Source organism: Ruegeria sp. HKCCD6604 (assembly GCF_013110635.1).
Lineage (GTDB): Bacteria > Pseudomonadota > Alphaproteobacteria > Rhodobacterales > Rhodobacteraceae > Ruegeria.
Genome location: NZ_WVQW01000005.1, coordinates 137272 through 151347, shown reverse-complemented (window position 1 = coordinate 151347; position 14076 = coordinate 137272). Strand labels below are relative to the sequence as shown.

Below are 14076 nucleotides of genomic sequence, written 5' to 3'. Positions count from 1 at the left end.
TCAGCGGATGACCCCTTCCAGAACGGCACGGAACCGGGGCTGCAAATGCTCCATCAACAGCGATGCCACTGCCTTTTCCGTAAGGTCCAGAACAACACCCTGATCTTCTGCGCGAACGCGGATGCCTTCCTGCACGTCATCGGCTGCGTGCAACTCGACATTCTCGCGCAGCATCTTCGCAGTCAGCCCAAGAACATATTTTGTCAGCTTGCCGGATTGAATGTCATCGGCGTTTTGCTTGATGTCTTCCTGCGTGGCGACCCGGGCAGGAAGAACGACGGAAACCCTGCCATTCAAATTTGCACCTTCCCCGGCCCGGCCTACCACCTCGAGGATCATCTGCCTCAGAAGCTCGGGATCGGACATCTCTTTGGTTACAAGGCGTTCGACATCTGCCTTGAAGCGATCCGTCAGACCCGCCTTCATGGTCAGCACGGCATCCCGCATTGCCGTGTTCAATGCTTCTTCGCCGGCAGCCCTGTAATTGTCTGTCTCCGTGCGGGCTTTCTTTTTCAACTCATCGGCTTCGCGCTTTGCCTCCGCCACGATGCGCGCGGCTTCGGTTTTTGCTTCTGCGCGCAACTTCTCGGCTTCGGCCTGACCAGCGGCAACCCCATCGTTGCGCAATTTGTCGATCAGCGCGTCAACCCCATGCGCAATCGTTCTGTCTTGTGCCATCAGCTGATCCCCGCACTGATGACCAACGCAAACACGAAGGCAAAAACACCAAACCCTTCGATGATTGCGGCAGGGGCCAGAGCAAGGCCAAAAATCTCGGGCTTTTCCTTGGTCGCATTGATCGCAGCCGCACAGGCCCGACCCTGCCAGATGCCGCAATACATCAGCGCGATACCCGACAGGATGCCGATCCCGAACAGACCGCCCGCGTTTTCAGGTGTCACGTCGCGGTTCAGGGTAAACATGATGACGATCCCATAGATGACCATCGTTGAGGGAAACGCGGATACACCCACGAAACGGCCATAGCCGCCCTCGGTTTCCGTCATGGCCCCGATACTGGCCATACCGGCGATCGAACACCCAATAGCGCTGGCTGCAGCCCCCAACGCCATTGGCGCATAAATACCCAGCCAACCCAGTGTAAGAACAAGCTCATTCATTCCTGAACCTCCTTGCGGGCAAATGGACGAAAGATGACGCCTTCATCCGGCAGACCCCATTTAAAGAATTCGATGTAATTGAGACGCAAACCGTGCACGACGCCGCTCATCATCGCGAGCGCGAAGTTCAAAACATGACCTATGATCAATATCAGCAGCCCAAACAGAATGCCCGGCCCCCTAAGGGCCTGCATGACCGACACCGCCAGATCATTGAACGTGATCGCCAGCGAGGCCGAAGCAAGGCCCAACGCGAAAAGACGCATATAGCTGAGAACATCCCCAAACGCGCCCATCGCCCCGGCAAGGCTTTGAAACCCTTCGAGCAAACGCCAGATCCAGTCCATCGGCCGCTGGATGACCCGCTCGCTGGAAAACAGGACAATCGCCACGATGCCGGCGCTCAGGATAGCTGCGCCCGGCACCGGCGACTTGCCGTTCATGTAGCCGAGCCAAAGGGCAAACCCGCCGATCAGGGCCGCAATCCAGCCCAAATTGGCAACCGCCATGCGTTGCCCCCACGCTGCGCGAGCCGCAAGTGCGTTGGCTAGGACAAGGTGTATAACGCCAACGACGATCGAGACCATCATCATCGCGCCGAAATCGTTCAAATCCAGCACCTTGAGCCTTGCCCAAATCGAGCCCGCAGCCGGTGATACCCCAAAATAGCTGCCCACCATGACCCCGTAAAATATCGTAACAGCCGAGATGATCAGGCCGAACAGACGCCAGGATCTTTGACCAGCGGTGCGGTCCATCCGTCTCCAAAAGGCCAGCACCGCCAGCAGGATGACGGCGCCGTACCCGGCATCCGCCACGATCATGGCAAAGAAGATTGCGAAGGACGCCGAGACGATGACGCTGGGGTCCCAGTCCTGATATCCGGGCACCTGATAGAACAGCGCCAGATCGACAGCGGCCCTGCGGTTCTCGGGCTGCTCCAGCAAGGTCGGAGGCGCGTCGCCCGACCCCGGATCTTCAATCAGGACAGCTGAACCCTTGGCGTTTGCCATGGCAAGAACAGCATCCACCTGATCCACGGGAACCCACCCCTGCAAAGCAAACACTGCCTCTTCATCGCGCACTTTCTGCGTTGCATGGGCAAGCTCGGCGGCACTTTCGGCGACGGACAGGTTCCGGCGCATCAGTGTCAGATAGCGCGTCAGCGCCACGCGTTCGGCTTCCAACGCCTCGAGGGCGATCTCGGCCTCTTCCAACTGGGCCACAAGCTCGTGTACCGGCAGCGAACCGACATGGGTTCGCGGAACAGGAAGAACACCATCATCGGGTTCGTCAGGTGAAATCAGAACGGCATACAGGTACCGGTGGTCTTCCTCCAATATCGCCCAGGGGAATCTGACCTCGGACAATGCATCCCGGTGCTTCAGCGGCAGCTGATAGAACCACAGCCTGTTGCCAGCCAGCGCATCGGTCGGCGGAAAATCCAAATCCCCCCAAGGTCGCACCTGGGCGATGCGATGCGCCAGAAAGTCACGCCGGTCCATTGTATCCCGAACGCGCTGCATGAGGTCGGTCACCTCGCGCACGAAACGATCCATGTCGAAATCAGACGCACGCTGGACCTGGCAGCGCGGGTCAGGCACTTCTGCAAGGAAACGCAATGCCTTATACGCCTCTCTTGCACCGCGCTCACTGATCTTTTCCGGCTCTTTCGGTGTGGGAACAAGCGGCAAAACATGCATGCAGCCAAGGGCCTGAAGCGCCTCAAGCGTTTCCGCCTTTCGGGCAGCAGGCCCGATCAGAGACATCTTTTTCAGACGCGCAACGCTCATGTCAAAGCCTCCTGCGCGTGTTTGCGTTTCGATATCTTCGACCGCACGACGGCCTGCATCTGTTCGTCGCTCAGGTAGATGCGGATTTTCTTGATGTTGGCCTTGGCGCGCGGGATCAGAACCTTTTCGAACAAGTTGACCCGCTGGGTGATGGTGGCCACCGCCTTGTCGAAGATGCGAACGCGTTCTTCGGCAATCTTCACCCGCACCCGCGCTTCGATGACGTCGTGCAGCAAAAGCGCAGCGGCATCGACCCAATGGGGCTTGGCCAAAACGGAATATGGGCGCACCACCACTTCGATCCGATCAAGGTCAGGCAGTTTGACCCCCACCACATTGACCTCTTTGACCTTGTAGTCCTTGAGCGTGACCAGCCCATCCAGAGCGACACCCTGCTGGGCCAGCATCGGCAGCTTTTCACCAACCTGCCGCACCAGCGCCTGCACCTTTTGCTCGAGGCGGTCGACCTCTTCCCGGGCCCGGACCCGTTCAGCCATCAACTGTTGTCGCTTCAGGTCCAGCGACGGCAGGAACCGCTCGTAGCTTTTCAGCTGTGTCTGCTCGCGCGCAAGCGACGATTTATTCAGCTGCAACCGCGCCATTGGCATCCTTCGGGAAATACTTGTCGATCAATGCCTGCTTCATCAGCAGCTGTTCCGGCGCAAAGCACTCTGCAAGTGTCTTCCAACCCAGATCCAGCGCCTCTTCCAGCGGGATCGAAACATTGATGTCCATAAACCGCGACCGGAACAGGCCGCCGAATTTCAGCAATTGGTGATCATAGTCTGACAGGTCGAAGGCCATCGCCTGTTTTTGCGCGGCATCGCGGCTTTCAGAATAGAAACGGATCATCGTGTTCATGATCTGCCCATGATCTTCGCGGGTGGTCTTGCCGATCACGTTCTGCTTGAGGCGCGATAGGCTGCCGAACGGATCGATCACGCCGGAATGCAGATAGAACTGCCCTTCAGTGATATAGCCGGTGTTGTCAGGCACCGGGTGGGTCACGTCGTTTCCGGGCATGGTCGTGACGGTCAGAACCGTGACCGACCCGCCTTTGGCATAGTCACAGGCTTTTTCGTATCGGCGCGCAAGCTGCGAATACAGGTCCCCCATATAGCCGCGCTGAGATGGCACCCTCTCCTGACTGATGCCAACCTCTTTCATCGCGTCAGCATAGGCGGTCATGTCCGTCAGCAGGACCAGCACGCGTTTGCCCTCTTCCACAGCAAACTTCTCGGCCACTGCCAATGCCATGTCCGGCACCAGAAGACGTTCCACCAAAGGATCCATCGCCTGATTGACGAACATGACGGTACGCGAAAACACACCCGCATCTTCGAACGAGGTGCGAAACGTGTGGTAGTCGTCAAAAATCAGCCCCAGCCCGCCAAAGATCACGATATCTGCATCGGCCTGAATACCGATTCGGCTGAGGAACGCGTTGAATGGCTCGCCTGAAACCGAGAAGATCGGAATTTTCTGGCTCTCGACCAATGTGTTGAACACGTCGATCATCGGCACATCCGTGCGGATCATTCTGTTTGGAACCGCGCGTTCCGCCGGATTGACAGTGGGTCCGCCAATATCGATATGCGGTTCCGCAGACAGGTCGGGGCCTCCATCAATGGCCACACCGGCACCATCAAAAACGCGGCCCAGAATGTTGGCCGAATAAGGTGTCTGCATCGGGTGACCGAGAAAGGTTGCCGTTGCTTCGGTCGATATGCCCTTGGTGCCGGAAAACACCTGCAACGTGACGACATCCCGGTCGATGAAGATCGTCTGGGCCAGTGTTTTTCGGCCATCCACCGTCTCGATCACAGCGAGGTCGTTGAACCGGACAGCCGGCTCTCCTTTGTTCTGGATCGGAACCCGAACCTTGATTGTGTCCCCGACGATTTCCAGAACACGCGTGTACTTCAACAGACTTCGGGACATTGCCTATCCTCACTGTTCCAAGTCGTTTTTCGTAATTCGCGCCGCACGTCTCAGCGGTAATTTTTGCAATGACAATCCTAGCTTACAACGAATTCACAAATTGGCAAACGAGTTCAGCGCCACCTCTTTTGGGTTGCCTGAACGTCAATTACTAAATTTTTAGTTTGACACATACGCAAGAAATCGCTGATGCTGTCCGTCATCCGGTTTCCGCCGGAGAACCATAATTTTGGGAGGAGACAGATGCGGAGACATCTACTTTCCGCAGTGGCGGCGGCTGCCGTCATTGCGGGGCACGGTCCTGCTTGGGCCGACGAAGCCGCAGCACAACGTTGGATCGACGACGAATTCCAGCCATCGACCTTGTCGAAAGACGAACAGATGGCCGAGATGCAGTGGTTCATCGAAGCTGCACAGCCTTACGCAGGTATGGAAATCAACGTCCTGTCCGAAGGTATCCCGACACATTCCTACGAATCCGAGGTGCTGACCAAGGCGTTCGAGGAAATCACCGGCATCAAGGTCAACCACCAGATTCTGGGTGAAGGTGAAGTGGTTCAGGCCGTTCAAACCCAAATGCAAACGGGTCGGAACCTGTATGACGGTTATGTCAACGACAGTGACCTGATCGGCACCCATTCGCGTTTGCAGCTGGCCTATCCGCTGACGGACATGATGGGCGGTGACTGGGCCGCGACGACTTCGCCGACGCTGGATCTGGATGACTTCATGGGCATTCAGTTCACCACCGGACCGGATGGCAAGCTGTATCAGCTGCCCGATCAGCAGTTTGCGAACCTTTACTGGTTCCGCAAGGACTGGTTCGATGATGAGGCGAACAAAGCCGCGTTCAAAGAAAAGTACGGCTATGATCTGGGCGTTCCGGTCAACTGGTCCGCGTATGAAGATATCGCCGAGTTCTTCACCAATGATGTGAAAGAAGTCGATGGTACCACGATCTACGGCCACATGGATTACGGCAAGCGCGCGCCCGACCTCGGATGGCGCATGACCGATGCCTGGCTGTCGATGGCCGGTGCCGGCGACAAGGGCGAACCGAACGGTGTGCCTGTCGACGAATGGGGCATCCGCATGGAAGCGGGCACCTGTAACCCTGTTGGCGCTTCGGTGTCGCGCGGTGGTGCTGCAAACGGTCCGGCTGCGGTCTATGCGATCCGGAAATGGGATGAATGGCTGCGGGCCTATGCGCCTCCGGGTGCCGCGTCTTATGACTTCTACCAGTCGCTGCCGGCACTCAGCCAGGGCAACGTGGCCCAGCAGATCTTCTGGTACACGGCCTTCACCGCCGACATGGTCAAGCCGAAGTCCGAAGGCAACAACACCGTGGATGACGAAGGTACGCCGCTGTGGCGGATGGCGCCCAGCCCGCACGGCCCCTATTGGGAAGAAGGCCAGAAGGTTGGCTACCAAGACGTGGGCTCCTGGACGTTCCTCAAATCGACCCCCTCGGATCGTGCCCAGGCAGCTTGGCTTTATGCCCAGTTCGTTACCTCCAAAACTGTCGATGTGAAGAAGTCCCATGTGGGTCTGACCTTCATCCGCGACAGCTCGGTCAACCACGAGTCGTTCACCGAACGCGCGCCCAAGCTGGGTGGTCTGGTCGAGTTCTACCGCTCACCTGACCGCGTGGCATGGTCGCCGACCGGCATCAACGTGCCGGACTATCCGAAGCTGGCCCAAATCTGGTGGCAGCAGATCGGTGACGTGAACTCGGGCGCCTTCACCCCGCAAGAGGCGATGGATCGTCTGGCCGAAGAGATGGACATCACTATGGCCCGGATGCAGGCCGCTGATGAAAGCGCCGGTGTCTACGGCGGCTGTGGTCCGCGCCTGAACGAGCCGCAGGACCCATCTTTCTGGCTGGAAAAGCCGGGCTCACCCAAGGCCAAGCTTGAGAACGAAAAGCCGCAGGGCCAGACCGTCAACTATGACGAACTGGTTCAGCGCTGGCAGTCAAAGTAAGCCGTTGAAACCCGGGGGTGCCGCGTCAGGCACCCCCACTTCAAGACCAGTGCATTGCACTGAAGGACCGGAACCCACGGACATGATCGAACTTCAAGACGCGACCAAAAGGGTCGGCAACGTCATCCATATCAAGCCCACAAACCTGACCCTTCAGACAGGCCACTTCAACGTGCTGCTGGGCGCGACGGGCTCGGGCAAGACCTCTCTGATCAAGATGATGGCTGGTCTGGACCCGATCGCCTCGGGCAAGGTCCTGATGGATGGGCAGGACGTCACGCGGCTGAATACGCAGAAGCGAAAAATCAGCCTCGTGCACCAGTTCTTCGTGAACTACCCACATATGACCGTATTCGACAACATCGCCTCGCCCCTGCGTGTGGCAGGCATGGCGCAATCCGAGATCGAAGGCCGCGTGGAAGAGGCCGCCGACCTGCTGCAACTGCGCCCGATGCTGCACCGCCGCCCGCACGAACTGTCGGGGGGGCAACAACAACGTACCGCGCTGGCGCGTGCCATTGCCAAAGAAAGCCGCGCCGTGTTCCTTGACGAACCGCTGGCCAACCTCGACTACAAACTGCGTGAAGAACTGCGCGAGCAGCTGCCCGACCTGTTCGCAGGTCGCGGGGCCGTGGTGGTCTATGCCACGTCCGAGCCCGAAGAGGCGCTGCTGCTGGGCGGCTACACCGCCCTGATGGAAGATGGCCGCGTGACCCAGTTCGGGCCAACCGCTGACATCTATCGCAACCCCGAGAACATCGCCGCCGCGCGGGTCTTTTCGGACCCGCCGATCAATGTCGCACGCATCACCGTTTCCGCTGCGCAGGCGCAACTGGCCGGTGGAGGTGGCTGGGCCGTTACCGACATGGCCGACGGAGATTACATGGTCGCGGTGCGGCCGCATCGCGTGACGCCGTTCCGGACGTCTGACGCGGACGTGGAACTGACCGGCCGCGTGATCGTGACCGAGCTTTCGGGTTCGGATTCCAGCGCGCATTTCCAGCATGGCGAGGACGCCTGGGTGTCGCTGGCCGCCGGAGTCCATCCCTATCAGGTGGGCGAGGACCACGCATTCTTCATGAACCCGGCCCATTGCCGGTATTTCGGCCAAGACGGCAAAAGGGTGGCCTGACATGGCACAGATCAAACTTTCGAACCTCCGCCACAGCTACATGCCGTCGCCAAAAGGCCCCGAGGATTATGCGCTGAAGGAAATCGACGTGACCTGGCGTGATGGCGGGGCCTATGCCCTGCTGGGCCCGTCGGGCTGCGGCAAGTCCACGCTGCTGAACATCATCTCGGGCCTGCTGACCCCGTCCGAAGGGCAGATCCTGTTCGACGACCGTGACGTGACCGCTCTGCCCCCTGATCAGCGCAACATCGCACAGGTGTTCCAGTTTCCGGTGATTTACGACACGATGACCGTGGGCGAAAACCTGGCCTTTCCGTTGAAGAACCGCGGCGTCGATCCGGCGACGATCAAGCGCCGCGTCGATGCGATCGCCGAGATGCTGGATGTCACCGACATGCTGAATACCCGTGCCAGCGGCCTCAGCCCGGACAACAAGCAGAAAATCTCGATGGGTCGCGGCCTGGTCCGCGACGACGTAAACGCGGTGATGTTCGATGAACCTCTGACCGTGATTGACCCGCATCTGAAATGGAAGCTGCGGTCCAAGCTGAAAGAACTGCACCAGCGCGTCAAGGCGACGATGATCTACGTCACCCACGACCAGACCGAGGCCCTGACCTTCGCGGACGAGGTCGTGGTGATGCAAGAGGGCGAAGTGGTGCAGATCGGCACTCCGGTGGAGCTGTTCGAGCGCCCGCAGCACACGTTCGTGGGCCATTTCATCGGCTCGCCCGGTATGAACGTGCTGCCCTGCGAGGCGCGCGGCGACCGCGCCCTGTTCGAAGGGCACGAAGTCATGCTGGAAGGTCCCATTCACGGTGATGGCGGCCGTACCGATCTGGGGATTCGCCCGGAATATGTCGGCTTGGGCGAGACCGGCATCCCGGCGCATGTGACCAAGGTTTCCGACATCGGTCGCCACTTTGTGGTCAGCGCGATGGTCGGCAATACCGCCCTCAAGGCCGTGACCGAACACAGCGTGCCCGAACCCGGATCACAGGTTTTCCTGCAATTCAAACCCGAACAATCCCGCGTCTACCGCGACGGCTGGATCGCAACCGAGGAGCGGGCCCAATGAGAACAGAAAATCAAAAAGCGTGGTTCTTTGTCCTGCCCGTGCTGGCACTGGTCGCGTTCAACGCGCTGGTGCCGATGATGACGGTGGTCAACTATTCGGTGCAGGAAACCTTTGGCAACAACCAGTTTTTCTGGGAAGGCTTGGGTTGGTTCGAACAGATCCTGCGGTCGGACCGGTTTCAGGCCGCACTTGGACGACAGTTCCTGTTTACTTTCCTGATCCTGATCATCGAAGTGCCTCTTGGCATCATCGTGGCCCTGTCGATGCCGCGCAAAGGATTCTGGGTGCCTGTCTGTCTGGTGCTGATGGCCCTGCCGATGCTGATCCCGTGGAACGTCGTTGGGTCCATGTGGAACATCTTCACCCTGCCCAAAATCGGTCTGTTGGGATATTTCCTGAATGACGTTCTGGGCATCAACTATGACATGACGCAACAGCCGCTTTCGGCCTGGATCACCGTCATCGTTATGGATGTCTGGCACTGGACGTCGCTGGTCGTGTTGCTGTGCTATGCAGGCCTCGTGTCGATCCCGGACGCCTACTATCAGGCGGCCAAGATCGACGGCGCAAGCCCATGGTCGGTGTTCCGCTACATCCAGCTACCCAAGATGAAGACGGTTCTGACGATCGCGGTCCTGCTGCGGTTCATGGACAGTTTCAACATCTATACCGAGCCGTTCGTGCTGACCGGCGGTGGGCCCGGCAACTCGACCACCCTGCTGTCGATCGACCTTGTGAAAATCGCGCTGGGGCAGTTCGACCTTGGCCCTGCGGCTGCGATGAGCCTGATCTATTTCGCCATCACGCTGCTGGTTTCGTGGCTCTTCTACACTCTGATGACAAAGGATGACGCGCAATGAAGAAGCGGTCTCTCATCCCGATCCTCTATATCGCGTTCCTGATGCTGCCGATCTATTGGCTGGTGGCGATGTCCTTCAAGACAACGAACGAGATCCTGTCGGGCTTTTCCCTGTTCCCCCAGACCTTTACGCTGGAGAATTACATCACCATCTTCACGGACCCGACGTGGTATTGGGGCTATATCAACTCGATCACCTATGTGACGTTGAACACGGTGCTTTCGGTCAGCGTCGCCTTGCCCGCTGCTTATGCGTTCTCTCGCTATCGGTTCCTCGGTGACAAGCAGCTGTTCTTCTGGCTGCTGACCAACCGGATGGCCCCGGCAGCGGTCTTCGCCTTGCCGTTCTTTCAGCTCTATTCTTCGATCGGCCTGTTCGACACACATCTGGCTGTGGCACTGGCGCATACATTGTTCAACGTGCCGCTGGCAGTTTGGATTTTGGAAGGCTTCATGCGCGGCATTCCAAAAGAGCTGGATGAAACCGCCTATGTCGACGGCTATTCCTTCCCGCGTTTCTTCGTGACGATCTTCCTGCCCAATATCAAAGCGGGCGTGGGCGTGGCGGCCTTCTTCTGTTTCATGTTCTCGTGGGTGGAAATGCTGCTGGCCAAGACCCTGACCGCGGTCGAGGCCAAACCCATCGCCGCCGTGATGACCCGCACCGCATCCAGCGCGGGCTATGAATTGGGGCTGCTGGCCGCCGCCGGCACCCTGACCATCATCCCCGGCGCCATCGTCATCTGGTTTGTCCGCAACTACATCGCGCGTGGTTTCGCGATGGGACGTGTGTGAGGTTCGATATGCGTAAACTTCTTCTCATCCTTCTTTTCCTTCCTTCTACGGCCTTTGCCCAGCAGGCCGGATGGGGCAGTGTCGGCCAGCAAGAGGAAAAAGGTTTTTCCTGGACTGCACCACTGTGGCCCGATTTCTGGATGGCCTGGACCCCGGCGACACTTGCCGTATTTGTCGGCATCTTTTCGGCCATCGCGCTGATTGGCGTTCTTGAGGGCTTCAAGTATCGCGATGGCATAGAACGGCGCGGTGTACTGGGGCTGACTACCACATTGGGCGATCGGCTTTTCATCACCCTTCTGGGGTCCGCCTATATCTTCCTCGCATGGCTGGGCATTGTCGGGCAGCCGGTATGGACACCTCTTTTCCTGTCTATCGGCTGGGGCGTTTTTGTGTTCTGGAAAGTTTAGACTTTGAGAAATCGCGAAAGGATGCTTGTCTGGCAGGCATACTAAACATGACAACACCGAGATCGATGCGAAAGAAAAAGACAACAAATCTGCTGACCGAGGTTGAACTGGAGTTCATGAACGAGCTCTGGGCCCTCGGGCAAGGCTCGGTGCGAGATGTCCTGGACCGCCTGCCTTCGGAACGCAATCTGGCCTATACATCCGGTGCCACGATCCTGCGTATTCTGGACGAGAAAGGTTTTGTGGAAAGCCGCAAGACAGGAAAGACCCTGATCTATACGCCGCTTCTGGAAAAGGACAGATATCAGGCCCGTTCTCTGCAAAACCTGTCCCGCACTCTGTTTGACGACACACCCGCCACACTGGTGGCCCGGCTTGTCGATGATGCGGGGCTGAGCGAAGCCGACCTGGAGGAAATTCGAGCACTGGTAGAAAGGAGACTGCAAAATGACAGCGGTTAGACCGGTTCTCGACACATTTATCGAACTCAACATCGTGCTGGCCTTGTCAGCCGTCATCTGGCTGGCGGCCCGCGCAGCCCTGACCCGAACAGCCCTGCGCCACAGCTATGTCGCGCAGTTGCGTGCGCTCAAGGCGCTGTGCGTGTGCGTTCTGATCAGCCCGTTTCTTGCGTTCGGCATGTCATCGCTCGCCTCTTATGCATGGCCGGACAGCGCCATGGCGCTTGGCGACATCGCCGTTGCCGCCTATCTGCGCGGCGATATCGCCATGCCCGCCACCCAGTTCGAGGCCTTGCTGAACACCCGTGAACGGTGGGTGGATCTTGCGTTGTCGGGGCAACAGCCGGTGATCACTGCCCTTGTGACGCTGCTTGTTTTGGTCGCCGCCGTGTTTGCGGCCCGTGCTCTGCGGGACGCGGCGATGATCCGTCAGACAGTCAAATCCAGCTTTCTTTGGCGGCAGTCGGCCAAGGTTGACATCCGTCTTTCGGATCGCATCACCGTTCCGTTCGCCGTGCGCGGATTGCGCCGTCGCCATGTCGTTCTGCCAAGCCACCTGCTGGATACCCCGCACGAACTGCGCTTTGCGTTGGCGCACGAGCTTCAGCATGTTCGCGCGGGTGACGTGGAATGGGAACTGGGCTTTGAAATGCTGCGCCCGCTGTTGTTCTGGAACCCAGCCTATTTGATGCTCAAATATCAGTTCGGCCGCTTGCGTGAACTGGCATGTGACCAGTCCGTGGTGGCCCGCAAACGGATCGATGCGCGCGAATACACGGCTTGCCTGCTGGATTATTGCGCGCGTACGATCTCGGCAAACAATCCTCGCGTTCTGAATGTTGCGTTTGTGACGGGCGGCAAGGCCAAGCGCGTGCTGCGTCAGCGCGTGCTTGCATTGACCGATGCACAGCCGGCGGTGCCTACCCTGCCCGCTCTGTTCCTGGGGATGGCATTGACCTTCGCCACCCTTCTTGCGTTGGGGTCTGCGTCGATCCAGCAAACGCAAGATTGGAGCCATGACCGCCTGATGCTGTCAACCGTGGTCAATCTGGAACGGCTGGAAGCGCGCAATCAGGGGAACTGATCCGACCTGATCACCAGCCGTGACGCCCGAACAGCGAATGAAGCCGACCCTGATCTGAAAAAGGCTCGAGCGCTTGCGAGCGCTCCAACCGCGCCACGACCCGCGCGACCATAACCCAGCCTATGACTGCAAAGATGACGCCTCCAAACGCCTGCCCAAGCAGAACGCCGGATGCGCCGGCGATCTGTGAACCAATCGTCGCGAAAACCCAAGTGCCGATAGTGTGACGACCCCAGTTTATCCATGTGGAATAGACCGGATGCCCCAGATTGTTGAAGCTGGCATTTGTCACGAAGATCACGCCATTGAAGAACGAAGCCAAAGCCAACGGGCCGCAGAACAGATAGATCAGACTGCGGGTTTCGCCCTCGGCAGCAAACAGATCCGCAATCGGTGCGCGCAGCAAAAACAAAACGGCCGACATGCAAACGACATAAATGGCCGTGAACTTGATCCCTGCCAGAAAGGCAGCACGCACGCGATCGAACTTTTCGGCCCCGAAATTCTGCCCGATGATTGGCCCTATCGCGCCGGACAGAGCGAAGATAACCGAAAACGCCACCGGCAAAAGGCGCCCGATCACCGCCATGCCCGCAACCGCGTCCGTTCCATATTGCGCGATTTCCCGCACAACGATTGCATTGCCGATCGGCGTGGCGACATTTGTCAGAACCGCTGGAATTGCAATCGCCCGCACGGGGCGCAAATCCTTTGCAACCTGCTTCAGTGAAGGGCGCGCAAATCCCCGATGCACCCGATGCGCTGGCCACAACGCCGCCCCCAGCATGCACAGCCGCGCCAGGACCGAGGCGATAGCGGCGCCATCCAGCCCCAGCCCGACCGCAAAGATCAGTATCGGGTCCAGAACTGCATTCACCACTCCGCCGTAGATCGTGGCCATCATTGACCTCCGCGCATCGCCATGAGCGCGCAGCACGGCCATCGCCGTCATCGCAATGGACATCACGAACATGGTCGGAAGGATGATCGACACATAACGCGTCGCCAGCCTCAGAACCTCTCCTTCCGCGCCAAGCAAGGACAGCAGGTAGCTGAGGTTAAACAAGACCAGTCCCGAGGTCGTCAGCCCGGCAATCAGCCCAATAACGGCCACGCTGGACGCGTAGTGTCTTGCCTGTTCAGCCCGCCCGGCCCCGAGTTCGCGAGCAACCAGCGCCCCGGCGGAAATCGACAATCCGATATTAATCGCGTTGGTGAAAAACAGCAGCGTACCGGCATAGCCCACCGCCGCCGCAAGCGCATCGTTGCCCAACATCGAGATGAAGATCATATCGACAAAGTCGACGGCAAAAATGGCCATCAGGCCAATGCTGGTGGTCAATGACATGCGTGTCACATGCAGCATCAGACTGCCGCTCAGAAACACCGCTTTGCCTGCCGATTGATCCGCCAAAACCC

Annotated in this window: 14 protein-coding genes; 8 read left to right on the top strand and 6 right to left on the bottom strand. The window is 58.7% G+C overall.

What is annotated here, in order from left to right; translation table 11 throughout:
- The 5 genes from GS614_RS13710 to GS614_RS13690 are packed head-to-tail and all read right to left on the bottom strand — an operon-like array spanning position 1 to position 4855.
- Positions 1 to 678 carry a hypothetical protein gene (locus GS614_RS13710; protein WP_171726577.1) on the bottom strand — a complete coding sequence of 226 codons (678 nt, stop codon included), beginning with the start codon at positions 676 to 678 and terminating at the stop codon, positions 1 to 3.
- Entirely contained in the window at positions 678 to 1121 is a 444-nt protein-coding gene (locus GS614_RS13705) for an ATP synthase subunit C (RefSeq protein ID WP_152457528.1), read from the bottom strand. The genes GS614_RS13710 and GS614_RS13705 overlap by 1 nt, the downstream gene beginning before the upstream one ends.
- Positions 1118 to 2914 carry a V-type ATP synthase subunit I gene (locus GS614_RS13700; protein ID WP_171726576.1) on the bottom strand — a complete coding sequence of 599 codons (1797 nt, stop codon included), beginning with the start codon at positions 2912 to 2914 and terminating at the stop codon, positions 1118 to 1120. Before GS614_RS13700 ends, GS614_RS13705 begins: the two co-directional genes overlap by 4 nt.
- On the bottom strand, positions 2911 to 3516 hold the full coding sequence (locus tag GS614_RS13695; RefSeq protein ID WP_171363145.1) for a V-type ATP synthase subunit D: 606 nt from the start codon (positions 3514 to 3516) through the stop codon (positions 2911 to 2913). Before GS614_RS13695 ends, GS614_RS13700 begins: the two co-directional genes overlap by 4 nt.
- The gene (locus GS614_RS13690) at positions 3494 to 4855 is read right to left on the bottom strand and encodes a V-type ATP synthase subunit B (protein WP_171119510.1); all 1362 of its coding nucleotides are present in this window, start codon (positions 4853 to 4855) and stop codon (positions 3494 to 3496) included. The genes GS614_RS13695 and GS614_RS13690 overlap by 23 nt, the downstream gene beginning before the upstream one ends.
- A gap of 243 nt (positions 4856 to 5098) precedes the next feature.
- Between GS614_RS13690 and GS614_RS13685 the strand changes: the two genes are divergently transcribed.
- From GS614_RS13685 to GS614_RS13650, 8 genes are all read left to right on the top strand, one after another.
- On the top strand, positions 5099 to 6838 hold the full coding sequence (locus GS614_RS13685) for an ABC transporter substrate-binding protein (RefSeq protein ID WP_152457524.1): 1740 nt from the start codon (positions 5099 to 5101) through the stop codon (positions 6836 to 6838).
- A gap of 82 nt (positions 6839 to 6920) precedes the next feature.
- Complete coding sequence (locus GS614_RS13680; protein WP_171726575.1) at positions 6921 to 7970, top strand: ABC transporter ATP-binding protein; 1050 nt, start codon at positions 6921 to 6923, stop codon at positions 7968 to 7970.
- A gap of 1 nt (position 7971) precedes the next feature.
- Positions 7972 to 9048, top strand: coding sequence for an ABC transporter ATP-binding protein (locus GS614_RS13675; protein ID WP_171613594.1), 1077 nt, complete (start codon positions 7972 to 7974; stop codon positions 9046 to 9048).
- The gene (locus GS614_RS13670) at positions 9045 to 9908 is read left to right on the top strand and encodes a carbohydrate ABC transporter permease (protein ID WP_152457521.1); all 864 of its coding nucleotides are present in this window, start codon (positions 9045 to 9047) and stop codon (positions 9906 to 9908) included. Before GS614_RS13675 ends, GS614_RS13670 begins: the two co-directional genes overlap by 4 nt.
- Positions 9905 to 10702 carry a carbohydrate ABC transporter permease gene (locus GS614_RS13665; protein WP_152457520.1) on the top strand — a complete coding sequence of 266 codons (798 nt, stop codon included), beginning with the start codon at positions 9905 to 9907 and terminating at the stop codon, positions 10700 to 10702. The genes GS614_RS13670 and GS614_RS13665 overlap by 4 nt, the downstream gene beginning before the upstream one ends.
- 8 nt (positions 10703 to 10710) lie before the next feature.
- Positions 10711 to 11112, top strand: a complete 402-nt coding sequence (locus GS614_RS13660; protein ID WP_171206551.1) for a DUF2160 domain-containing protein — start codon at positions 10711 to 10713, stop codon at positions 11110 to 11112.
- 65 nt (positions 11113 to 11177) lie between these two features.
- Positions 11178 to 11573: a BlaI/MecI/CopY family transcriptional regulator gene (locus GS614_RS13655; RefSeq protein WP_170346648.1), complete on the top strand. Its 396-nt coding sequence runs from the start codon at positions 11178 to 11180 to the stop codon at positions 11571 to 11573.
- Positions 11560 to 12657: a M56 family metallopeptidase gene (locus GS614_RS13650; protein WP_171726574.1), complete on the top strand. Its 1098-nt coding sequence runs from the start codon at positions 11560 to 11562 to the stop codon at positions 12655 to 12657. Before GS614_RS13655 ends, GS614_RS13650 begins: the two co-directional genes overlap by 14 nt.
- A gap of 10 nt (positions 12658 to 12667) precedes the next feature.
- Here GS614_RS13650 and GS614_RS13645 read toward each other — a convergent pair whose 3' ends face one another.
- Entirely contained in the window at positions 12668 to 14071 is a 1404-nt protein-coding gene (locus tag GS614_RS13645; RefSeq protein WP_253285374.1) for an MATE family efflux transporter, read from the bottom strand.
- Positions 14072 to 14076 lie beyond the last annotated feature (5 nt).

Excerpts from the sequence above, each read along its gene's own strand:
- GS614_RS13710 (WP_171726577.1), bottom strand. The coding sequence starts at position 678 with ATGGCACAAGACAGAACGATTGCGCATGGGGTTGACGCGCTGATCGAC.
- GS614_RS13705 (WP_152457528.1), bottom strand. The coding sequence starts at position 1,121 with ATGAATGAGCTTGTTCTTACACTGGGTTGGCTGGGTATTTATGCGCCA.
- GS614_RS13700 (WP_171726576.1), bottom strand. The coding sequence starts at position 2,914 with ATGAGCGTTGCGCGTCTGAAAAAGATGTCTCTGATCGGGCCTGCTGCC.
- GS614_RS13695 (WP_171363145.1), bottom strand. The coding sequence starts at position 3,516 with ATGGCGCGGTTGCAGCTGAATAAATCGTCGCTTGCGCGCGAGCAGACA.
- GS614_RS13690 (WP_171119510.1), bottom strand. The coding sequence starts at position 4,855 with ATGTCCCGAAGTCTGTTGAAGTACACGCGTGTTCTGGAAATCGTCGGG.
- GS614_RS13685 (WP_152457524.1), top strand. The coding sequence starts at position 5,099 with ATGCGGAGACATCTACTTTCCGCAGTGGCGGCGGCTGCCGTCATTGCG.
- GS614_RS13680 (WP_171726575.1), top strand. The coding sequence starts at position 6,921 with ATGATCGAACTTCAAGACGCGACCAAAAGGGTCGGCAACGTCATCCAT.
- GS614_RS13675 (WP_171613594.1), top strand. The coding sequence starts at position 7,972 with ATGGCACAGATCAAACTTTCGAACCTCCGCCACAGCTACATGCCGTCG.
- GS614_RS13670 (WP_152457521.1), top strand. The coding sequence starts at position 9,045 with ATGAGAACAGAAAATCAAAAAGCGTGGTTCTTTGTCCTGCCCGTGCTG.
- GS614_RS13665 (WP_152457520.1), top strand. The coding sequence starts at position 9,905 with ATGAAGAAGCGGTCTCTCATCCCGATCCTCTATATCGCGTTCCTGATG.
- GS614_RS13660 (WP_171206551.1), top strand. The coding sequence starts at position 10,711 with ATGCGTAAACTTCTTCTCATCCTTCTTTTCCTTCCTTCTACGGCCTTT.
- GS614_RS13655 (WP_170346648.1), top strand. The coding sequence starts at position 11,178 with ATGCGAAAGAAAAAGACAACAAATCTGCTGACCGAGGTTGAACTGGAG.
- GS614_RS13650 (WP_171726574.1), top strand. The coding sequence starts at position 11,560 with ATGACAGCGGTTAGACCGGTTCTCGACACATTTATCGAACTCAACATC.